Annotated in this window: 18 protein-coding genes, 1 tRNA gene and 1 other annotated feature; of the genes, 9 read left to right on the forward strand and 10 right to left on the reverse strand. The window is 30.4% G+C overall.

What is annotated here, in order from left to right; genetic code table 11:
* Positions 1-41 precede the first annotated feature (41 nt).
* Both kynU and KQI88_RS08295 read right to left on the reverse strand, forming a co-directional pair.
* Positions 42-1325: a kynureninase gene (gene kynU / locus KQI88_RS08290; protein WP_216416158.1), complete on the reverse strand. Its 1284-nt coding sequence runs from the start codon at positions 1323-1325 to the stop codon at positions 42-44.
* 234 nt (positions 1326-1559) lie between these two features.
* Complete coding sequence (locus KQI88_RS08295) at positions 1560-1994, reverse strand: Lrp/AsnC family transcriptional regulator (RefSeq protein ID WP_216416160.1); 435 nt, start codon at positions 1992-1994, stop codon at positions 1560-1562.
* A 234-nt stretch (positions 1995-2228) separates the two neighbouring features.
* On the opposite strand from KQI88_RS08295, the gene KQI88_RS08300 reads away from it, so the two are divergent.
* Both KQI88_RS08300 and KQI88_RS08305 read left to right on the forward strand, forming a co-directional pair.
* Positions 2229-2837: a TetR/AcrR family transcriptional regulator gene (locus tag KQI88_RS08300; RefSeq protein WP_216416162.1), complete on the forward strand. Its 609-nt coding sequence runs from the start codon at positions 2229-2231 to the stop codon at positions 2835-2837.
* A gap of 1 nt (position 2838) precedes the next feature.
* Positions 2839-3690, forward strand: a complete 852-nt coding sequence (locus KQI88_RS08305; protein ID WP_216416164.1) for a GNAT family N-acetyltransferase — start codon at positions 2839-2841, stop codon at positions 3688-3690.
* 130 nt (positions 3691-3820) lie between these two features.
* On the opposite strand, the gene KQI88_RS08310 is transcribed toward KQI88_RS08305, so the two are convergent.
* Both KQI88_RS08310 and KQI88_RS08315 read right to left on the reverse strand, forming a co-directional pair.
* Entirely contained in the window at positions 3821-6586 is a 2766-nt protein-coding gene (locus tag KQI88_RS08310) for a calcium-translocating P-type ATPase, PMCA-type (protein ID WP_216416166.1), read from the reverse strand.
* A gap of 232 nt (positions 6587-6818) precedes the next feature.
* Positions 6819-6895: transfer RNA gene (locus KQI88_RS08315), tRNA-Lys, on the reverse strand.
* A 233-nt stretch (positions 6896-7128) separates the two neighbouring features.
* Between KQI88_RS08315 and KQI88_RS08320 the strand changes: the two genes are divergently transcribed.
* From KQI88_RS08320 to KQI88_RS08335, 4 genes are all read left to right on the forward strand, one after another.
* On the forward strand, positions 7129-8259 hold the full coding sequence (locus tag KQI88_RS08320) for a zinc-dependent alcohol dehydrogenase (RefSeq protein WP_216416168.1): 1131 nt from the start codon (positions 7129-7131) through the stop codon (positions 8257-8259).
* A 358-nt stretch (positions 8260-8617) separates the two neighbouring features.
* Positions 8618-9313 carry a cytochrome c biogenesis CcdA family protein gene (locus KQI88_RS08325; protein WP_216416169.1) on the forward strand — a complete coding sequence of 232 codons (696 nt, stop codon included), beginning with the start codon at positions 8618-8620 and terminating at the stop codon, positions 9311-9313.
* A gap of 12 nt (positions 9314-9325) precedes the next feature.
* Positions 9326-9913 (forward strand): TlpA family protein disulfide reductase, encoded by a 588-nt coding sequence (locus tag KQI88_RS08330; RefSeq protein WP_216416170.1) that lies wholly within the window; start codon positions 9326-9328, stop codon positions 9911-9913.
* A gap of 239 nt (positions 9914-10152) precedes the next feature.
* The gene (locus KQI88_RS08335; RefSeq protein ID WP_216416172.1) at positions 10153-11325 is read left to right on the forward strand and encodes a hypothetical protein; all 1173 of its coding nucleotides are present in this window, start codon (positions 10153-10155) and stop codon (positions 11323-11325) included.
* A gap of 179 nt (positions 11326-11504) precedes the next feature.
* Here KQI88_RS08335 and KQI88_RS08340 read toward each other — a convergent pair whose 3' ends face one another.
* From KQI88_RS08340 to KQI88_RS08360, 5 genes are all read right to left on the reverse strand, one after another.
* On the reverse strand, positions 11505-12602 hold the full coding sequence (locus tag KQI88_RS08340) for a GerAB/ArcD/ProY family transporter (RefSeq protein ID WP_216416174.1): 1098 nt from the start codon (positions 12600-12602) through the stop codon (positions 11505-11507).
* A gap of 268 nt (positions 12603-12870) precedes the next feature.
* On the reverse strand, positions 12871-14028 hold the full coding sequence (locus KQI88_RS08345) for a Ger(x)C family spore germination protein (RefSeq protein WP_216416176.1): 1158 nt from the start codon (positions 14026-14028) through the stop codon (positions 12871-12873).
* Positions 14028-15515, reverse strand: coding sequence for a spore germination protein (locus KQI88_RS08350; protein WP_216416178.1), 1488 nt, complete (start codon positions 15513-15515; stop codon positions 14028-14030). Before KQI88_RS08350 ends, KQI88_RS08345 begins: the two co-directional genes overlap by 1 nt.
* Positions 15516-15822: 307 nt before the next feature.
* Complete coding sequence (locus KQI88_RS08355; protein ID WP_216416180.1) at positions 15823-16275, reverse strand: DMT family transporter; 453 nt, start codon at positions 16273-16275, stop codon at positions 15823-15825.
* A gap of 11 nt (positions 16276-16286) precedes the next feature.
* A complete protein-coding gene (locus KQI88_RS08360) occupies positions 16287-16709 on the reverse strand; it encodes a DMT family transporter (protein WP_216416182.1) in 423 nt (140 codons plus the stop codon).
* Between the two features lie 126 nt (positions 16710-16835).
* Here KQI88_RS08360 and KQI88_RS08365 point away from each other — a divergent pair, with 126 nt between their 5' ends.
* A complete protein-coding gene (locus KQI88_RS08365; RefSeq protein WP_216416185.1) occupies positions 16836-17531 on the forward strand; it encodes a cyclic nucleotide-binding domain-containing protein in 696 nt (231 codons plus the stop codon).
* A gap of 206 nt (positions 17532-17737) precedes the next feature.
* Here the strand turns inward: KQI88_RS08365 and KQI88_RS08370 are convergent, their stop codons facing one another.
* The gene (locus KQI88_RS08370) at positions 17738-19084 is read right to left on the reverse strand and encodes a sodium-dependent transporter (protein ID WP_216416187.1); all 1347 of its coding nucleotides are present in this window, start codon (positions 19082-19084) and stop codon (positions 17738-17740) included.
* 54 nt (positions 19085-19138) lie between these two features.
* Positions 19139-19389 (reverse strand) — a binding site (T-box leader).
* Between the two features lie 275 nt (positions 19390-19664).
* Here KQI88_RS08370 and KQI88_RS08375 point away from each other — a divergent pair.
* Together KQI88_RS08375 and KQI88_RS08380 are read left to right on the forward strand one after the other, a co-directional pair.
* Positions 19665-20363, forward strand: a complete 699-nt coding sequence (locus KQI88_RS08375; RefSeq protein WP_330656145.1) for a response regulator transcription factor — start codon at positions 19665-19667, stop codon at positions 20361-20363.
* Positions 20332-22440, forward strand: a complete 2109-nt coding sequence (locus KQI88_RS08380; RefSeq protein ID WP_246579206.1) for a sensor histidine kinase — start codon at positions 20332-20334, stop codon at positions 22438-22440. Before KQI88_RS08375 ends, KQI88_RS08380 begins: the two co-directional genes overlap by 32 nt.
* Positions 22441-22509: the final 69 nt, after the last annotated feature.

A 22509-nucleotide genomic window follows, 5' to 3' on the forward strand; every position in this document is an offset into this window, starting at 1 on the left:
GCATTTTATTACTCAATTCAGATATAATCCATTAATTAGAGTTACAACACTGTTACTCTCTTTAATGAATATTTTTCAAACTCTTTATCTCTAACAATTTTTTCAAGAATTTCTACTAAATGATATGTCTCTTCGTAAGAAACATATAAGGCAACAGGAGCTAGACGAATAACATTTGGCTCCCGATAATCAGGAATTACTTTATTATCACGTAACGCTAGACTTATACGATAGGCTTCATCATGTTCTAAACAAATATGTCCCCCTCGACGATGATCCTCGCGAGGATTACCAATTGAGTATCCATATTTAGATAATTTATTATCGATTAAATACATTAAATATGCAGTAATATGCAATGATTTAGCACGTATATTTTCTATTCCAACTTCATTAAAGATATTTAGAACTCCATCTAATGGTGCCATTGAAAACATATTATGAGTTCCTAGTAACCATCCATTAGCATCTTTGTCTTGATCGAAATCATGACTTAGAAGAAATTGACTTTCATCCTTATTTCCAAACCAGCCCTTAAGGCCAGCACTTTTATTAAAGTGCTTTCTATTTATATACATGCCAGCAGTTGCTCCAGGTCCAGCATTTAGATATTTATATGAACACCACACTGCGAAATCAGGATCAATTTTTTTAAAGTCATGGGGAACAGATCCGATTGAATGGGCCAAATCCCATCCAATAATAATTCCATGTTTATGGGCCTCTCTAGTAAGTAGTTCCATATCTAAAAGCTGTGCACTACGGTATAGAACTGATGGCAATAAGATTAATGCAACATCATCATCCATTTTTGATATAATATCTTCTTCAGAAATAGTACGCCCATCTCTGCTTTTGATTTCAATTAATACATCTTCAACCTTGTAACCTTTCAGCTCAATAATACTCTTAGTAGCATAAATATCTGTAGGAAAATTTAATTCATCAACAATAATTTTACATTTTTCTTTTATAGGTTTATAAAAAGTAGCCAGCGCTTGATGGATATTTGTAGTAATACTTCCCATTATTATGATTTCATCCACATCTGCATTAATTAAATTTTTTAATTTTTCTGAAATATTTTTTGAGAAATTAAAATAACGGCCATTTTCAACTCCCCAGATTTTGATTGCTTCCTTACGCCAAACATTAAAGACATTCAATAAAGCTTTCTCAGCTTCTTTAGAGCTTAACCCTAGAGAGTTCCCATCCATGTAGATTTCACCTTCGTTTAGATAAAAATATTCTCGGACATGATGTAGCTTATCTAATTTATCCAGTTGTTTAGCAAATTCTAATCCATCCTTAAACTCATATCCCATAACATACTCCTCCTTAATATATTTTTATTTTATACAAAAATACTAACATAGATGAGTAAATTTAAATATAGAGATTTGAACTAGTTTACAGTACATTTCCTTCAAAAAGCAGGTATTTTTTGTTGATAATCTCCAACATGGAGGAATACAGAATTATAGGAGAAGTGACTGTATGAGTACTAAGTCAAAATTCAAGTAGAAATTCTAGTAATACATAGGTTCTATAGCTTTAGTCTAAAGAGGCTTTATTGGTCTACAAGTTAAAGGTGAATGCAAAATTATTGATGTAACAACTTGACTATATTTCATTAGCTCAGACAAAAACTGGTTCATCATTTCTATACTTGGCATGGACGCTCGAACAATATAATTAATATTACCAGTTACACAATGAACTTCAGTTACATATTCATTTGAAAGAAGAATATTAACTATTTTATCGCAAGAAACCTTTAAATCACTAATCTCCATAAAGAAGCTAACCTCATGACCAACTGTATGGGCAGGAACAGATGCTGTAAATTTCGCTAAAATACCTTTTTCAACTAATCTTGTGATTCTTTCACTAACGCTTGGTCTAGAAAGATTAATTAACTTTCCAATGTCCGTAATTGAAATACGAGAGTTATCTTGTAATAATTCAACAATCTTTTTATCTATTTCATCCATAATAAAATCATCCTTTACAGTTGTTTATTAATTATTATTTTAATATAAAAATTTTAAAATAGATAGAATATTCCTCTAGCGTGTAAAACATATTAAGTTACTATTGTATATATTAGATCATATATTTTATAATATAAATAAAAGACCGACTAGTCGTTTTTTATAATAGAACATAAACTTAAAGTCCGACATAAGTTTATACATGAGTATCAAACCAGTTTTTAGGAGGATTATATGCCAAAAATCAGTAAAGAAGCGGCGGAAGCCAGAAAAAATAAAATAATTCAGTGTGCATTTGAAGTTTTTGCAGAAAATGGCTATGCCCAGACCACAATAGATGATATTGTAACCGCATCTGGAATTAGTAAAGGGGGAATCTATAATTATTTTAAGAGTAAGGAGGAGATTTTTTTAGAGATTGCTGAAAGTAGATTTGAACAAAGACATAGATTAATTAAAAGTTTTCCGAAAGATATGTCTAATAGAGATAAAATAATTAATTATATTCATTGGGCTTTAATAGGTTTATTTGAAGATAAGCTTCAGAGAATGGCTCGATTTACATTTGAGTTTTGGTCTGTACTTGCTAGAAATCCTAATATGTCTGATAAGGCAAAGAAAAGATATCATCTCTTTTATGACGATCTATCCAAAATATTAAAACAAGGAGTTGATCATGGTGAATTCCAAGAGGATATTGATATACCATCGATGGTTTATATTATATTATCAACAATGGATGGAATCGGATTTACTAGCTGTATAATGGGAATTGAAATAACCTATGAAGTAGTTGAGAACTATACAGACATGATTTTGAGAAAAATAGAAAAGGGGGATTAATATGATAACATATAATTGCTGTAGTACTGTAGAGTTTGAGAACATATATAATGCATTTCAAATAGGTTTTTCTGATTACATTATAAAAATAGAGATGTCTAAGGAGATATTTCTAAACCGTTTTTTTGGACCTGAAGGTAATCAACTAGAATACTCATATATTGCATTTGATCAAGGTATGCCAATTGGAGTGATTTTAGGAGGGATTAAAAATTATGAAGGTGTCAAAACCCTTCGCTGTGGTGCCCTTTCTATTCATCCTGACTATCGAGGTAAAGGTGTAAGTAAAAAGCTTTTTGAATTACATAGGCAGGTAGCTATGGATAATAATTGTAAACAGATGTTTTTGGAAGTAATTGTAGGAAATGATAGAGCCATAAACTTTTATAGAAATCTAGGCTACGAAAAAATTTACGATATTAATTACTATACATGTCAAAATAATAAAGATATAAATAAAGAGATAGACGATTTAATAGAAATTAAAAATATTTCTTTTAATGCTACTAAGAGCTTATCAAATCAATTAAAGGACACACATATTAATTGGCAAAATGATTTTGATTATATTGAGAGACTGGATGGCTTAGTTCATTATGGAGTTTACAAAGATTCAGAGATTATAGGAGCTTTAAGCTTAAGCACAAATGGGAAAATCTATTTTATTTGGACAAAACCTTCAGAAAGACATAAAGGAATTGCAAGGAATATGATTATAAAAGCATTAATAGAGCTTAATCTAAAGCAGTTAAGTATTAGCTTTTCTAATAACGCTAACTTAGCTGGGTTTGTAAAGCGCAATAATTTTAAAAAAGAAGAAATATCTCAATATGAGATGTATCTAACTCTCTAGAATAATTAGAGTTAAATAGTATTTAAAGGTACTAGAATCAATTATAATATATTATTTTTTATATAAATAACAATAAAGAAGCAGAAACTCTTTTCATATATAGTAAGAAAAGTTCCTGCTTTTTTATAGTTTAAGAACGTATGGTTCTTACAATAAGCTTAAAAATCTCATTAATCCAAATAACAGATGAGGCCATAAGTATTATTTTTGCCCAGAGAATCCAATCTATAGGGACCGTATTGAAAAAATTATTATACAATTCCATAAGTACAATTTGTGCACATCCAGTACCTAGTATGATTTTTATAGCTATACTGTTCTTTGTAAGATTGGGTATTATACTGTTTAACCCAAATTCTCTACAATTAAGAGCATTAAATAATACACTAAATACAAATAGGGCAAACAAAGTAGTTTGCATTTCATTAGCTACAAATTTTCCATTCCTACTAAAGACGCTTGTTGATACACCTAATGGATTAAAAAACATTTGTATTAATAATAGACAAGTAATTAAGCTTGCATTTACAATCATAGTCTTAAGCATAGTTTTTGTTATTATACTGCTATCTCTTTTAATAGGTTTTCTTTTCAATACATTTTTTCTAACGGGTTCTAGACCTAAAGATAGGGCTGGTGGACCGTCCATTATTATATTTACCCATAATAACTGAATAGTAGTAAAGGGCATTTCTTTTCCTAATATCTGTGATAATATTGCGACTAAAAAGGCAACAATATTGACTGTAATCTGAAATTGAATAAACCTTTGAAAGTTTTCATATATTCCTCTTCCCCACTGGATTCCCCTCACTATAGTACTGAAACTATCATCAGCTAAAATTATACTGGCAGCCTTTTTTGCCACCTCTGTACCTGCAATGCCCATGGATATACCAACATCTGCCTTGGATAGTGCTGGAGCATCATTTATACCATCTCCGGTTACAGCTACAACCTCTCCATTATCTTGAAGGGCTTGAACTATTCTCATCTTTGTTTCTGGCTTTGATCTAGCAACTATTGATATTGTCTCTAATTCTTCCCTTAATTGGCTATAGGACAGCGCATCTATAAAGCTAGATTCAACAGCCCTATGATTATTATCCAATAATCCTAGCTCATTTCCTATAGCTACAGCAGTATTAATATTGTCACCAGTTAGCATTTTAGTGGTAATGCCTGCTTCTTTAGCAATATCAATAGCTTCTTTAACATCTGGTCTTAGAGGATCTTTAATACCTACAAATCCAGTGAATATTAGACTTTTTTCAAAGTTATATCCATCGACTGTTACAGCTATTTGTTCATAGACATTGGAGCTTATGGCTACTTCTCTATGTACACTACTCATATTTTTATAGGCAAAACCTAATACTCTCATAGATTGAGTTTGAAGCTTTTTAATCTGCTGAGTAATAAATTCCTTCCTTTTACTCGTAAGCCTTAGTATTTGCCCATCAATATATTCATAATCACAGGATTCTAAAATAACTTCTGGAGCCCCCTTAGACAAAAGCACATGGTTTCTGCCATCTTGAATAATTGTATCCATTCTCTTTGCCTTTGATGTGAAGGGAATTTGATGTAGTATGGATTTTGTTTTGCGGTATTTGTAGTATTGCTTGTCCTTTAAATAAAGCAACAATGCACACTCAGTAGCACTTCCCATGTAATTCCATTGATTGTTTTCGTAGGTTATATCTGCGGTTGAATTTATAATACAGTTATCTACAAAGTAACTTTCATTCCTATCGTATTTTTCAACAAATACTCCATTTATAAATACCTTTTCTACAGCCATTTTATTTTGAGTTAATGTTCCTGTTTTGTCTGAACAAATAACTGAAACCGAACCTATAGTTTCACAAGCTTCTTTTTTTGTAACTAGCGCATTTATTTTAGCCATTTTTTGCATTGTAATTGCAAGGGTCATATTTATCATTGTTGGTAATCCTTCGGGAACAGCTGCAACCATAAGGGCAACGCAAACTACAAAGGCGCCTTTAACAGGTTCTATAGACTTCAAAAAAGGTAATATACCCGATATATCTAAATGTAGCGATTTACTTATTATCATTTTGAAGATCATGAATATAAATAATATACCTGCTATTGAACCGGATATTTTAGCGATTTGTTCACCTAAGTGTCCTAACTTTATTTGTAATGGAGTTTCATTATTGTCATTATCATATAGACTTTGGCCAATTTTACCCATTTGAGTTGAATCTCCAATTGATGTTACCACCATTTTTCCTCTACCATATGCAATTAAAGTACCGCCAAATACCATATTAATTTGTTTTGCAGGTACAGGTTCTTGTATTATCACATTCCCATGGGAATCGATTCTTTCTATTTCTATGACTGTATCCCCACACTTGTTAACATCATCAGACTCACCAGTTAGCATGTCCTCTCTAACCTTAAGTTCTATGGATTCCAAGAGTCTTCCATCAGCGGGAACCATGCTTCCTGTCTCAAGCAATACTATATCTCCTGGAACTAAATTATTTTTTAATACCAGCTTTACTTCCCCATTCCGTATACATTTAACAGTAATGTTATCTGTAATCTTGGACAATGCTTCTGCCGCTTTTTTAGATCTATCCTCTGTTATTATCCCTATTGTAGTACTTAATACTATGGCAAACATTATACCAATTGCATCTATATATTCACCAACCAATGCACTAATAATGGCAGAAATTAAAAGTATAATCATCATAGGATCAAAAAAGCCATCCCATGGAGATCTTTTCTTACCCTTTGAAAATTCGTTAAAACCATACCTTCCTTGTCTTATCTTAACTTCACTTTCATTTAATCCTTGGTTTTCATCGGTCATAAGTCTCTTTAGAACTTCTGATTTTTCTTCATTGAAATACATCATCAAGCCTCCTAATCTTTAATAGTAAACTAATACATGAGATATCGCTTAACTATACAAGGAATTATAATTATATTGAGTAATTATTAAATACTAAAGTCATAAAAGGTTGTCCTTCTTGTAAGTTTTTTTAATAAAGTTTTCTCTATCAACTCTATGTTTGAATCTATATTTTTATGAGTAATTTTTAGTTATAAATAAAAAAAACCACCTTTTTATTGGTGGTTTTATCTTTTGGTATTCCATCAGGGATTCGAACCCTGGACCCCCTGATTAAGAGTCAGGTGCTCTAGCCAGCTGAGCTAATGGAACATAGTATATGTTAACGATTTGACTTTTTGTTAGTGATTTAACTCTTTTATTTTATCATAGGCTGTAATATGAGTAAATAAATATAGAAACATTCTATAATTGGACATCAATATATAGAATGCTTCTATGACAATAGATTAAATAGGAGCAGCAGTTTGATTCGTTTGGGTAAGTTAACTCTTTAATACAAATACTATAGTAAAAACTAAGTTTAAAAAGGAGTTTGAACTGACATGAAAGCTATAGTATATGAGGGAATAAAAAATGTAAGAGTAAGGGATGTTGAGGAGCCTAAAATAGAAAAAAGAGATGATATAATAGTAAGAGTTACTTCTACAGCTATTTGCGGCTCTGATCTACATTTAATTCATGGGTTTGTTCCTAATTTACCTAAGGGATTTGTATTGGGACATGAAACCATGGGCGTAGTTGAGGAAGTCGGAAAAGAAGTAACAAAAGTAAAAAAAGGAGATAGAGTTATAGTTCCTTTCCCAGTTTCTTGTGGGCACTGCTGGTATTGTGAACATGATCTATCAAGTCAATGCGACAACTCAAATGAGAATGGTGAAGCTGGAGGAATGTTTGGATATAGTAATACTTTTGGAGGATATGATGGTGGACAGGCAGAGTTTTTAAGAGTGCCATATGCAAATGTAGGTCCAACCGTTATACCGGAGGATTTAACTGATGAACAAGTACTATTTTTAACAGACATTCTACCTACTTCATTATGGGGAGTAGAAAAGGCCAATGTAAAACCTGGGGACACAGTTATAGTACTAGGATCTGGTCCAGTTGGACTTTTGGCACAAAAATGGGCAATACATAAGGGAGCTAGCAGAGTAATAGCTGTGGATCGTTTAGATTACAGACTAAATCATGCAAAGGATTATAATCAAGTTGAAGTAGTTAATTTCGAAAAGTATGATAATACAGGAGAGTATTTGAAAGAAATTACTAGAGGGGGAGCAGATTCAGTTATAGATTGTGTTGGCATGGATGGAAAGATGTCTAATATAGAAAAGATAGAAAGTATGCTAAAATTACAAGGTGGATCAAAGTCTGCTATTGAAATAGCTACCCAAGCTGTAAGAAAGGGAGGAACTGTTTCATTAGTAGGAGTATACGGTTCAAAATATAATATGTTTCCACTAGGAGATTTTTTTTCTAGAAACATAACTTTGACTATGGGTCAATGTCCTGTACATTCTTATGTAGATCCAATCTTAAAATTAATTAAAGAAGGCAATTTTGATGCTACAGATATAATTACTCATAGACTATCTCTTGATGAAGGAGAACATGGTTATAAAATATTTGATGGAAAAAAAGAGGATTGTATAAAGGTAATACTTAAGCCTTAATATATTTCGATATTTATAATAAGTAATAAGATTCTATTTTTAAAACTCAATCGACTTAAGGAAAAGAGGAGGGCTATATTTGCACTCCTCTTCCTTTTTATAGCTAATTATTCTAGACCTTAATATTTAGTATTTATTTGCTGTTTTAATATAGAATAAAACTATTAAAAACAGCGGTTACATAATAGTATGAAGTATATGTAAGATATTAGGGAAAATATAGTTATATGAATTAAGGATAGTAGACAAAAAGTAAGGAGGTAATATAATATATAAGATAGAAAATAATTATCATATTAAAATAATTATTATATTATAATAGTTATTATCGTTTATTTTATGTTTTAGGAGGAGAGATATGGATTTAGGAAATGTTTCATTATCAATAGCTTTTGGAGCTGGATTTTTGTCCTTTTTTTCACCGTGTATACTTCCGTTAATTCCAGCATATATAATGTATATTACTGGACTTAGTATGGAAAATGAACTTGAGACAAAAAGATTATTCGCACTAAAAAGAACTGTTGGTTTTGTTATAGGATTTACAATTATTTTTATAATAATGGGAACATCTGCTAGTTTCCTAGGAAAAGTCTTTATAAGAAATAAAGAAATGTTTTCTAAGATTAGTGGTATTCTCATAATAGTTTTTGGTTTGAAAATGATGGGTATTATAAATTTAAGGTTTTTAAATATGGAAAAAAGAATTAAAGCACCTAGAAAAATTACTAACTGGTTTAGTTCAATTTTAATGGGTATGGCTTTTGCTGCTGGCTGGACACCGTGTTTTGGTCCTGTATTAGCATCTATACTTGTTTATGCAGGGGGAGCAGCTACTGTTTCAAAGGGGATTTATCTACTATTAATATACTCTATTGGTATGGCAATACCTTTTATATTAACTGCATTATTTATAAATGTATTTAGTAAATTTATTACTAGAGCAGAAAAGTTTATAATATATATTCCTAAAATTAGTGGATTTATTATGATAATTTTTGGAACTCTAGTATTTTTCAATAAGATTGTAAACATAAGTAGATTATTAATATAAGGGGGCCACATAGTGAATAAAAAAAGCATAGGAATAATAATTCTTATTGGAGTATTGCTTGCAGGATTATATTATTTGACAATGGGAAAAAAAGTAGAAGTTATTCCACCACAAGATAATGCTGTTGAGGAAAGAAATGAGGAAGATCAGGCTGCAAGCCAAGAAAAGCAGGTATTTGAAATAGAAGTTGGAAAAGAAGCGCCAAACTTTACTCTTAGAAATTTAGATGGGGAAGAAATATCGTTACAGGACTACAGAGGTAAGATAGTTCTTATAAACTTCTGGGCAACCTGGTGTGTGTACTGCGACATAGAAATGCCAGATTTGCAAAAGCTAGATAAAGAGAATGAGGATTTAGTTGTTTTAGCAGTAGATGTAATGGAAGATAAAGAAGCTGTAGAAAAATATATTAAAGAAGGAGGATATGATTTTGAAGTAGTTTTAGATGAAGATGGGGCCATAGCTAAAACTTATCTAGTCAGTGGATATCCTGCATCATATTTTGTAGATGAAGAAGGTATTTTTCAAGGATCAGTACCAGGGATGATGACATATGAACAGATGAATCAGGCTTTACAGCATATTAGGGAAAACAAATAAATGGAAGCTATGTTTTTTATTCTATAATATCAAGCCACATAAGCCATAGGAGCTAAGGTTTCTATGGCTCACAAATTTACTTAATATACACTTTTAATTAAGAGTGTTTTAATAAAAGGGCTTAGGTAATTTGGATTTTACAATCTTTAACCTTTTTTATTGAAAAATAGGTTAAATTGTAATATGATGAATATAGTGTATAATTGTAGTAATACATATATAATATGGGAGGGATAGGAATGAAAAAAATATCAATTGTATCACTATTGTTAGTAGTATCAATGCTTTTTGTTGGATGTACAAGTGACGAATTAAAACTATATCAGGCCTTCGGGAAATCTAAAGATATAACATCTATGGAGAGTAAAACTGACATTAGTTTTACTGTAGATGTTGACAATCTTTCAGAAGAAGATCAAGAAATGGCAAAACAAATAATTAGCATGATTAATGGATTAAAAATTAATGCCGATCAAAAAGCGATTTTAAATCAAGAGCAGACAGCAACTAAGGCAGAAGCAAAAGTAGGAGTAAACTTTGGCGGTATGCAAATGGATATGCAGGTATGGATTGATGCCGATATGTCCGGTGACACACCTAAGATGGTAGAAATAATTAAGATGCCTCAGCTTATGATGTCATCATTATCTCCAGAGGGTGAAAGCAAGGAATACATAGTATACGACATAGGTAAAATGATGAATGCAGGTCAAGAAGAAGTTGATTTCAGCAAGTTTGCTAAGCTTGGAAAAGACATTGAAGCAAAACTAACTGATTTTGTAAAGGAACACTACTTAGACTTTGACCCTGGATTTAAAATGGTAAATTCTAAAGGTAAAAAGACTGTTGATGGTGAGTCATTATCTATATATGAATTAAAGTTAGATGATGCAGCTTTTAAAAAGCTTATTAGATATTCAGTAAACGATCTATTAGACAATAAAGATGCTGTTGAATTTATAAAAGATTATATGAATTCAGTAATAGATATTGTAGAGATGGAAGAAAGTGAAAAACTATTAGCTAAAGACGAATTTAATCAAGGATTAAATAAGTTTGAAGAAGAGGTTCCAGAATTCAAGAAGAAATTTAATGAATTTATGGATAGCTTTGATAAAGTGAAGGTTTTAGGAGATAATGGTATTACTATAGAGTATGGTATAAATAAAGATGGATATATTACCCATGAAGAAGGTGTAATCGACCTAAACATTGACTTAGGTTCTATAGAAAAAGCTTTTATTAATACTGATGTAGTTGGAGAATCTATGTTAGGTGAAAAAGCACCTATAATAAAATTAGGTATGAAGTTTAAAACAAATATTTATAATATTAATAATAAGAATATAAATATTACAATGCCTGATGTAAATGCTGAAAATGCTTTATATTTTAACGATTTAATAAAGTAATCGAGTAATTTTTTACAAAACTTAATTTAATAATCATTATATAAAAAGCAGGAACTCTTCTTAATATTATAGGAGAGTTCCTGTTTTTTATTAGAAAAATTTTTAAAAAGCAAATGTTTCTTACCACAACCTTGAAAGCTCAATTAATATAATAATTGATAGAATTATAGGTATTATTTTTATAAACTATTATTTGAATTACCTAGTCTAATTTTTATTTCAGCAACGATTAGAATAGTCAATGGTAATATGATTTGAAATGGTATTGAATAATATAAATTAGTTGTTTCTACCCAATCAAACATTTCCATGGTATTATTATAAACAATAAATGATAGATTTAACATTAAAAGACATATTGGCGCTGCTACTAATTTATAATCATCAAAATTAAAAAGTTTTGAAACACCAATACTTGTTGCAAATAGGCAAACACTTAGCTTTGCAATACTTGATAATATTAATGTTATAGATACTACTACTTCAATACGCTGCAAAAAGTCCCCTATATTTATTATAGATACAGCGGAATAAGATGGAAAATAAAGGTAGTTTATATTTACGATTCCTAAAACTAAAATATTTCTCAGTGCTACAAGCAGTAAGATAACACCACTCATAATTAAGCTTAATGAATACACTTTAAAGCACTTGTTTTGTTGTTCTAATGAGCTAAAAATAACTGTAAATATTACTGTTTCAGCAAAGGGGAATGTAAACAGAGTGTAAGCACCTTGAAAAACAGGTTTAAATCCATTATATAGCACTGGTTTTAAATTATTAAAGTTCATTTTTGGTGCGGATAGACAAATTGTTAAAATAATTATAAATATTATTATGGGAAGAACAAATTCCGACCATCGTCCCAACACCTCTATGCCACTTTTAACCATATAAGTAACTAATAATCCAATGAATACAGCAACAAAGAACTGGGGTGTTTCAGCAAAGGAAACAACTTGGATAAACTCAGTAATATTTCTTATAATTAAAGCTCCTAGATGAAAAAAGTACCAAATAAAAATAAGAGTTATAGCTTTTCCAACAATACTTCCAAATATTTCTTCAACAATATCAAATAAATTCTTACCAGGAAAAAGCTTAATAAGTCTTGAGTATACAAAGCACATTGGTAAGCTTATCGCTACAGCAATTAAGATAGAAATCCAAGCATCCTGCTGAGCTTTGTTGGCAGCACCAGCTACTAAAGTAGTTCCTATTAAAAATATAAACATTATACTTACACCTTGTTTAGTTGAAATTATTTCTTTTTTCATGGTTTCTACTCCTTAATTAATAAAAAATATTACTTATCTATTATATAATTCTACAGTCCAAAGATTAAGGCTATAAGTTTTTTTATAGCTAATGCAGGACTAGGGATTTTTATGTTAGCACTTATCAATACAAAAATTATATAAGAAGAAAACCACATTATGAAATATACTAATAATAATTTTCGTTTATTATCCTTATAAATTGGAACAATGTCAACAAGTATAAATAAGATATATAGGAGAGAGTACAATATAAGCATTCCCATATTTAGTCACCTACTTGTATTGGTTTAGATAGAAGACCACTACCTCTAATATCTATTTCTGTATTTATATCAACTTCTAGCGTTTTAAAAATTTCATTCCATTCATCCTCAATGTTCTTCCATAATGAAGGCATTTCTTTCATAACAATACTTCCAAATCCGAAAATATCTGTATCAAAATCTTCTTGAACCTTTTTTATTATATTTTCAATATTTTTATTTAAGTATTTTTCTGTTTCTTTTTTGAGTCTGTTTTTGTTTTTTTCAATCATATAGTTTATAGGTATATCTTCTTGTGCTACAGCAACTTCTGTATTGATATCTATCTTCATTAGTAGTTTTCCATTTGAGTAAACTGGTTGTACTTTTGTTTTACTCTTAAATATTTCTAATGTTATTTTATCCTTTGGATGTCCTTCATCTGGAGATACTATTAATAATCCTCCTTGTATTTTATTTTTTACAAAAAGAAAGAATTTTGTATCTTGTTCATTTAAAAATCCAATAAGCTTATCTTTTCTAAGTACAGCTATCCCAGAAAGATTTGCAGTTCTTTTTCCGTCATTTAATGTAACGCCAATAGCAGGTAAATATGAGGAAGTTCCTTTACCTGACATAGTATCTACTAACTCAATTATATCTACTCTTACAGATTTCGATAAAGCATTATTCCCCATAAGCATATATTCCATTTCAAAAGCACGTATATCAGTTGTTACACTTTGTTGTTCTAATAATTCCCAAGCCGTTTTTTCTCTAGAAACAAATATACCCATATCTGTTCTTGGTTCAATGTCTCTAGATATCCAATCTATAATTGATACTATACCTTCTTTTGCTACATCTTGACTTACTATAATAGCCTTTGCGTGGCTCCAATATAATCTTTTAGCTGAAATAAGGATCATATTTCTAACAGCATCAAAAATCGTATCTCCTTCAGCTTGAATTCTTCTAGCTTTAACATTTCCTTCAGTTAAGCTTCCTTGTACATCAACTATTTCAGCAGTAAGTAGAAATTTATCACCTTTAGGACTTTGGTCAACTGCTAAACCGGAAACTATTGCTATCCTATCGACTTCTCTATAATTCCAGCATCCAGAAAGTAAAATTACAACGCTAATCATAACAGTGCAAAATAGAACAAAACGCTTGTTCATTATTTTATGCCTCCAGAGGATTCTCTTTTAATATTTTTATATGCTAAAAATTTGGGGCGATATTCCATATACCACCATGGTGCCCTTATAGCTGTATCTTTTAAATCTTGTAAGTGTAATGAAGTTAAATTAGCCATATAGGGGACACCGAAAGAACGCAACCTAAATAAATTAATCAATAATGCAGAAGCCCCAAACACATATCCATATAGTCCTAACATTGCTGAAAGAAGCAAGAAAGAAAATCGTAGTATAATAGCTGCACCTTTAATTCCTGATATCATAAGACCTGTTATCGCTGTTATTGCTACTACAATTACAATAGGGGCACCAAAAAATCTAGCTTCCACTGCTGCTTGTCCTAATACTAAAGCTCCTACAATACTTAAAGCTTCACCCATATGTGTAGGCATACGTGTTCCAGATTCTCTCAATACTTCAAATATGATTAATAGAACTAGCAGTTCAACTACTGTTGGGAAGGGCACTCCTTGTCTTGCCGCAGCTATACTTAAAAGAAGTTGTGTTGGTATCATTTCTTGATGAAAGCTTACTAATGCTAAATATATGGCTGGGGTACTTATTGTAATAAGAAAACTTATTACTCTTAAAAATCTTCCAATAGAAGCAAAAGTAAAGTTTATATAGTAATCTTCATTGGACTGAAAATATTCAACAAATAAATATGGGAGTGTTAATACAACAGGTGTTCCGTCAAGAATAAGAGCAATACGTCCCTCTAATAGCTTAGCTACAACAACATCTGGTCTTTCTGTATTACCTATTGTATCAAACATTGACAATGGAGAGTCTTTGATAAATTCTTGTATATAGTTTACATCTAATACTCCATCTATACTGAAACTATCTAATCTTTTATATAGTTCATTAAGTATTTTTTTATTTACGACTCCTTCAATATAACATATACATGCCTTTGTACGGCTTTGTTGTCCAAGCACAGTAAATTCAAATTTAAGATTATTAGTTTGTAGTTTTCTTCTTATCATTGAAATATTGGTTATAATATATTCTGTAAATCCTTCGCGTGGGCCACGCAAAACCTTTTCTGAAACCGGCTCTTCAATAGATCTAGTTTCATATTTTTTTGTCTGAATTATTAATGATTCTGATGAGCCTTCAACAAAAAGTATCGTATCGCCACTAACAATACTTTCTATAATTTTGGCTATATCCTTTGTCCTTGTTACATTATCTGCAGCAATTATTTGATGGTGCAGCTGATTAATTGCATCAGATCCTTTTTCGATAATAGAGTTTGTAATAATAGGTTCAATAATATTTTCATTGATAACCGTACTATTCACCATTCCCTCAACAAAAAATATGCAGCACCTTAAACTAGGATTATATTGATTTTTAAATAGTCTGTTTACTAATGTGCCATCATTACTAAATATTTCTTTGATTGTTTCTATATTTTCTTTCAATGAATTAGACAATTTATAGTTTTCTAATTTAGACATATTTAAAACCACCTTGTATTAATAATAGTTATAGTAAATAGTTTCAACAAAATTAGTAGATAATATTCAGCGACTAGTTATCCATTGGTCAAAAGAAATTATATATTGGAAGTTCATAGTGTAATTAAAGTTGTAATTATTAATTCGAAAGATGGGTTTATAAAAAAGCTACCTAATTCAATTAAATAAGGGCTAAGTCTATAACAAGTAAAGTATATGATTAGTAAACAAATTAATAGGTAATTTTAAAAAACCAGTATAGTAATTTAATATTAAATTACTATACTGGTCTTTATAGTCAGGTGCTCTATAATTTATTTTCATCTAATTGTTTCTTATCTATAATCAGATTATATGTTAACCCTGCAACTACTAGTAAACCTCCAATTATTTTACCCTTTGATATTAGGCTTAAAGTATAGTAGTCAATTATTATTCCAGCCAAGAGTTGCCCTATGAAAATAATCAAAGTTAAGTAGAATGTAGATACTTTAGGGGTAACTATATTTGACATTGCTACAACTACCACACCAACTAAACCACCTAAATAAGCCCAAAATGGTATGGTTTTTAGAATTTGAGGTGCTAGGCTAAAGGTTTCTGTACTTAACAATAAAAATATGCTTGAAAACAATAATCCTATAACATAATTAAAAAAGGTTCCTTGAAATACCCCTATCTTATCTGCTAAATTTGAGTTTATAATTCTAGCAATAACTATTGAAACCCCTGCTCCAATGGCAAATAAAGCATATATCATGTCTTATCCTCCTAATATAGATTCATAATAACTATTCCTAAAGATATTAAAATTAGACCTAATACCTTTTCTTTTTTAAATTTTACAACTTCCATTCCAAGCAAACCATAGTTATCTATAACTACTGAAGCAAATGATTGACCTAACAAGCCTAAGGCTAAAGTTAATGACACTCCAAGGTGATTAAAGCTTATATTGTTAAATAATACGGTAAAGACTCCAATAGCTCCAGCACTATAAAGATGTAAGGGAATATCCTTATAGTAATTAAATTTAGTTTTATTTACTATTAAAATAAAACTTATTCCAATAAGTCCTATTATGTGAATTATTACTGTTGATGAATAATTACCTATATTACTAGCAAGAACACCATTAAAAACTAACATTATTGCAATTAACACACCTATTAATCCTGAGTATAGCTTATACATAAAATACCTCCCTAAATTATCTAGTCTTAATATTAGCATATATAGAGCAAACTAGATTATGACATATGTCATAGTATGTGTGCTATAATTATATAAAACTATAAAATTTTTAGGAGATAGGATGAAGTGAAAAAGATCAAAGATAATAAGAAATTAAACTATTATATTTCAAAATACAGCATAGACCAAATATTTAGCATTGATATGATACCATATATGGAGCTTTTTCTTTTTAAAAGAAATGAACATATTTGTAAGTCGGATGAAAAAATAGAGCATCTATTTTTCTTTGTAGAAGGCAAAGCTAAGGTTTATACATTATTAAGTAATGGTAAGTCATTATTATTGTGTTTTAATAAACCCTTTAAAGTAATTGGGGATATTGAATTTATACATTATAATATAGCAGATTCTAATGTTCAGGTTATAGAAGATACCTATTGTGTAGGCATACCACTTGAAAATATAAGGGAGTATGTAATTGATGATCCAAAGTTCTTGAGATATATGTGTAGTTGTTTAGGTGAGAAATTAACTAGACTATCAAATTATAGTTCTATCAATTTGTTATACCCTTTAGAGAATAGATTATCGAGCTATATATTAGCCATTTCATCTAGTACACAAAAGCAAGAACAAAATAATATTATTTTTGATGGTAACTTAACAGAAATGTCGGAGCTATTAGGGACAAGCTATAGACATTTGTTAAGAACCTTAAACAAACTTTGTAGTCAGGGAGCTATAAAAAAGAACCAGGATTATTATGAGATTTTAAATATAAGTAAACTAGAGGAACTTGCAGGAGAGTTATATAAGTAGGGATACACGAAAGTAATCTAAATATAGTTAAAGAAGTTTTTATTATTGTATTTTATTAATGTTGATAAATATAAACAATAAAGGTAGTTTATCTGATGACTAACAATTCTAATATTCCATCCCCTATAGACTGGAATATTAGAATTATATGGTCATTAGATAATATGATTAGTGTCCATGTGGAATCTTTGCTTGTAGAACCATTTCTATAATAGTGAAAGGAAAAAATCCCTATAGGAATTTACTAATATTATAAAGATAGCGATAGGCACTACATATTTGATTAAAAAACACCAAAGTCCAGCTAATTTGAACTTAATACCTGAGCTTTCTATCTCTTTAACTGCTTCCTCAGCCTTTAATATCCATCCAACAAATATACAAAGTAGAAATCCACCTGTAGGAAGAAGTATATTTGAAGTTAGCTTGTCGTAAAGGTCAAAAAAGTTAAGATTCCCAATTAAACCTAAATCCTTCCATGCTCCCATTGAAAGAGAAGCAGGTATTCCTAAAATAAAAATTAAAAGCCCTATTATTAATGTGGTGGGTACTCTGCTTTTTTGTTTTTCATCTACAAAATAGGATATAGCTACTTCCAACATAGATATGGAGGATGTTAAGGCTGCAAAAATTACTAGTAAAAAGAAAACAATGCAAAATATAATTCCCATTGGCATAGATGCAAAAACTGCCGGTAGGGTAACAAACATAAGTCCTGGTCCCTCGCTTGCTTCAAAACCTAAGGCAAAAACTGCTGGGATTATGGCTATACCTGCAATTAATGCAACTGCCGTATCTATGGCTGGAATAATAACACCCGTATTTAAGATATTTTCTTTTTTATCTAAATAGCTACCATAGGTAACCATGACGCCCATACCAATACTTAAGGAGAAGAACATTTGTCCTAAGGCATTCATAACTACATCCATAGTTATTTTAGACAAATCTGGTACAAATAAAAACCTAATTCCAGCCATGCTCCCATCTAGAGTTAAGCTTCTTAGAGCTATTATTATTAACATAATAAACAATGCTGGCATCATTACCTTAGAAGCTTTTTCTATTCCTCCGCTAATGCCCTTTAATACGATAGCTACAGTTGATAACATAAAAATAAATTGATATAAAATAAGTTCTTTTGGTGAGTTCATGAGACTATTGAATATTTCTCCAAGAGAATTAGGGTCTGTAATATTTAATGCGCCTGAAATAGCACTTTTAAAATAATATAAAACCCATCCTCCTACGGTTGAATAAAAAGCTAATATAAAGAAACCACAAATTACTCCTAATGTGCCAACAAAGGACCATCTGCTATCTATACTTTTATAGGCTCCAAAAACAGAGAGTTGAGTTTTTCTGCCTAGTGTAATGGCGGCTAACATAAGTGGGGCTCCTATAATAATTAAAAAGACAATATATATAGCTACAAAGGCGCCTCCTCCATTGGTGCCAACGCTATAAGGAAATTTCCAGATGTTACCTAACCCTACCGCTGAGCCTGCAGCGGCTAATATAAATCCTAACTTTGAAGACCATTTGTCCCTCATAAAAAATACCTCCTTTTAATAATTAATAAAAAAAGCCTCACCTCTACATACATATGTAGAGGCGAAGCTGATTCGCGGTACCACTCTATTTGATCTTAAAAAGAATAAGACCATCTTAATTTCTAGTCTGCTAAAAGCTAAACTATAGTCTTGGTAAGGGGGACAACCCTTTGCTCCTACTTGAATACCTTTTAGAGCAAAAACTCTAGAGTGAACATACACATTGTCTTATAATACTGGCTCTCACCTATTCCAGTTCTCTGTAGTTACAGTTTCAATGCTTCTTTCTCTGTCATCGTTGATTAAATATTCATTTCGATTAATTATTAGTTATTATATTTTTAAAACAGATAAATGTCAATATTTTTTTAAACAGCATCTATGGTGGCAGACTACTTTAGGGTTTTATAAGGCATAAATCAGTTCTATTATTACTACCTAATTTAGAGACTGGAGCGTTGACATAGCAACAGCATAATTTTGTAAGAAATTTGTAAGGATTATAATAGTAGATTTTTAGAAAGTATATGTTATTATAACTACAAGAGATATCTCAGAAGGGTTTAGGGGTGAAATGCATATGTATAATATACTTGTTGTTGATGATGAAAAAGAAATAACAGATGCAATAGAGGTTTATTTAAAAAACCAAAACTACAATGTTTTTAAGGCATACGATGGGGTAGAGGCTTTAGAAATATTTGACAGGGAAGAAATACATCTAGTGCTTATAGATATTATGATGCCAAGGCTAGATGGTACAAAAGCTACAATCAAAATAAGAGATAAGAGCTCAGTGCCTATTATTTTTCTATCTGCAAAGTCTGAAGATATGGATAAAATACTAGGACTTAATATAGGGGCAGATGATTATATAACTAAGCCATTCAATCCTATGGAGTTACTTGCAAGGGTTAATTCGAATCTGAGAAGATATACAAATTATTCAAATAACAATGTAGTACCGAAAGAAAATATGATAAAAATAGGTGGTATAGAGCTTAGGGATGATAGCAAGGAACTAGTTGTAGATGGCGAAAAAGTTAAAATTACCCCTTTAGAATATAGAATTCTATATTTACTTATGAACAATCCTAACAGAGTATTTTCTATAGAGGAAATATACGAGAAGGTATGGAAAGAGCCAGCCTATAATCCAGATACGGTAACAGTTCATATAAGGAGAATTCGTGAAAAAATTGAAATTAATCCAGGAGAGCCAAAATATTTAAAGGTGGTGTGGGGAGTTGGATACAAATTTGAACAACCAAAACGATAATGATGAAATTATATATGAGAAAAAAGATAAGAGGAGTTTTATAGCTTCTTCACTAGCTACAGTGCTTATTATATTAATATTTGCTGCGGCTTCAGTGGTAAGCTATCTGCCTATAAGAAATAGTTATTTTCCTGTAGAAGATAATGCAAAATCTTATTTAGAAAGTAGTAATTTTGTTTATAATCTATCACGCTTAACAAGGAATCTTCAGCACTCTATAAACAAAGCTGATGAAGGCTATGAGAGTAGATATGTAGATTTAAAAAGTGTTAAGTATAAGATTAATAGTACAGTTAATCAGGATTTAGATCCCGTTGATGAATTAGAGGATACAGAGAATACACAATCTGAGGAATATACAGTAGAAAGAAACTCCTTAAGTAATATGGCAGATATTTCAGATGCCCAGCTTGAAAAAGAAATAAAAAATAGTCTTTTTTATATGAAAGCTACATTTGATGAAAATGGGGATCCCAAAATAGAAACATCCTCAGGAAGTAAGTTCAATAAAGGCATTTTTGTAGATATGTTGAATCATTCAGATGATGAAATTAAAAAAGAATATGCTAATTTAGAAGTATTATATATTGTTCCAGAGGATTTTGAAGCATATAATGATGTGTTTACTGTGGATATGAAGGACACTCATGCATTTCCAGACTATGCAATGCTTATTTCAGTAATAGGAGCGGTAAGTATTATAATTTTAATAATATCGGCCTTTGCAGTGCCCTATTCTGCACAAAGCAAGAGGACTATTTGTAGAATATTTAATAAAATGTTTTTAGAATTTAAGGTCTTTACATGGATTGGATTTGTATTACTATGTGCTGGCACAGGATCTATGATTGATGGCTATAATTACTATGGATATGGCATTGGGAGTTTCATATATGATGCAGACCCATACTTTTATGTAGTTGGGATAATTCTAACATTTATATTATATCTTCTTGTTTATTTAAGTACTGTATATTTAAAGTATATTTATTATACAGGATTCAAAAAGGGTCTAATCGATAACAGCTTTTTTGGAAAAATATTTTTATATTTTGTAAGAAGTGTAAAAGGAGTATTAAAAAAGTTGACACGAATAGATTTAAGGGAAGATAACTATAGAAAGTTAGTATTAGTAGTAGGAATAAATCTATTAGCAATATTAATCTTAGGTTCAGGTAGGTTTTTAGGATTTATTTTAGCGATAGCCTACAGCTTATTTATATTTAAATATTTGCTAAAAGTATTTGCTAAAGCAAAAGATTTAAATGATGCTAGTGCCAAAGTTGCTGAGGGTAATTTTAATATTAGTCTTGATGAGAATATGGGAATATTAAGCCCTATGGCTAAAAACTTGAATAATATTAATAAAGGATTTCGATTAGCTGTAGATAAAGAAATAAAGAGTCAAAGGATGAAATCAGAGCTTATTTCAAATGTATCCCATGATCTTAAAACTCCGCTTACATCTATTATTACCTATGTAGACTTATTAAAAAATGAAGATATCGACCTAGATACCCAAAAAGAGTATATTAGTATACTTGATAGGAAATCACAGAGGTTAAAGGTATTAATAGAGGATTTATTTGAGGCAAGTAGGGCTTCTAGTGGTAATATTGAGCTTTATTTAGAAAAGGTAGATGCAGTTGCCCTCTTTAGACAAACATTAGGAGAATTAGAAGAAAAAATAAATGATAGTAACCTTCAATTTAAAATAAACACACCAGAAAATAAAGTGATGTGTAATTTAGACGGTAGAAGAACCTATAGAGTATTCGAAAACATTTTGACTAATATATTAAAATATGCAATGGAAAGCTCAAGAGTATATATAGATATTATAGAAAACGAGTATGAGGTAAGCTTTATATTTAAAAATATTTCTGCTTATGAGATGAATTTTGATGCATCTGAAATTACAGAACGTTTTACAAGAGGGGATGAATCCAGAAATACCGAAGGATCAGGACTTGGACTTTCGATAGCTAAAAGCTTTGTAGAACTTCAAAATGGAAAGTTAGAAATAACTGTAGATGGAGATTTATTTAAATTAATTGTTACATTTCCAAAGGCATAGGAATTGCATAAAGTATCTAGTTATGTAAAGTACATGGTTTGCATAACTAGATCTTTATTATTAAATTAT

The organism is Alkaliphilus flagellatus, assembly GCF_018919215.1.
Classification (GTDB): domain Bacteria; phylum Bacillota; class Clostridia; order Peptostreptococcales; family Natronincolaceae; genus Alkaliphilus_B; species Alkaliphilus_B flagellatus.

Bases quoted from the DNA above. Each gene is read 5' to 3' on its own strand.
- kynU (WP_216416158.1), bottom strand. From the start codon at position 1,325: ATGGGATATGAGTTTAAGGATGGATTAGAATTTGCTAAACAACTGGAT.
- KQI88_RS08295 (WP_216416160.1), bottom strand. From the start codon at position 1,994: ATGGATGAAATAGATAAAAAGATTGTTGAATTATTACAAGATAACTCT.
- KQI88_RS08300 (WP_216416162.1), top strand. From the start codon at position 2,229: ATGCCAAAAATCAGTAAAGAAGCGGCGGAAGCCAGAAAAAATAAAATA.
- KQI88_RS08305 (WP_216416164.1), top strand. From the start codon at position 2,839: ATGATAACATATAATTGCTGTAGTACTGTAGAGTTTGAGAACATATAT.
- KQI88_RS08310 (WP_216416166.1), bottom strand. From the start codon at position 6,586: ATGATGTATTTCAATGAAGAAAAATCAGAAGTTCTAAAGAGACTTATG.
- KQI88_RS08320 (WP_216416168.1), top strand. From the start codon at position 7,129: ATGAAAGCTATAGTATATGAGGGAATAAAAAATGTAAGAGTAAGGGAT.
- KQI88_RS08325 (WP_216416169.1), top strand. From the start codon at position 8,618: ATGGATTTAGGAAATGTTTCATTATCAATAGCTTTTGGAGCTGGATTT.
- KQI88_RS08335 (WP_216416172.1), top strand. From the start codon at position 10,153: ATGAAAAAAATATCAATTGTATCACTATTGTTAGTAGTATCAATGCTT.
- KQI88_RS08340 (WP_216416174.1), bottom strand. From the start codon at position 12,602: ATGAAAAAAGAAATAATTTCAACTAAACAAGGTGTAAGTATAATGTTT.
- KQI88_RS08345 (WP_216416176.1), bottom strand. From the start codon at position 14,028: ATGAACAAGCGTTTTGTTCTATTTTGCACTGTTATGATTAGCGTTGTA.
- KQI88_RS08350 (WP_216416178.1), bottom strand. From the start codon at position 15,515: ATGTCTAAATTAGAAAACTATAAATTGTCTAATTCATTGAAAGAAAAT.
- KQI88_RS08355 (WP_216416180.1), bottom strand. From the start codon at position 16,275: ATGATATATGCTTTATTTGCCATTGGAGCAGGGGTTTCAATAGTTATT.
- KQI88_RS08360 (WP_216416182.1), bottom strand. From the start codon at position 16,709: ATGTATAAGCTATACTCAGGATTAATAGGTGTGTTAATTGCAATAATG.
- KQI88_RS08370 (WP_216416187.1), bottom strand. From the start codon at position 19,084: ATGAGGGACAAATGGTCTTCAAAGTTAGGATTTATATTAGCCGCTGCA.
- KQI88_RS08375 (WP_330656145.1), top strand. From the start codon at position 19,665: ATGTATAATATACTTGTTGTTGATGATGAAAAAGAAATAACAGATGCA.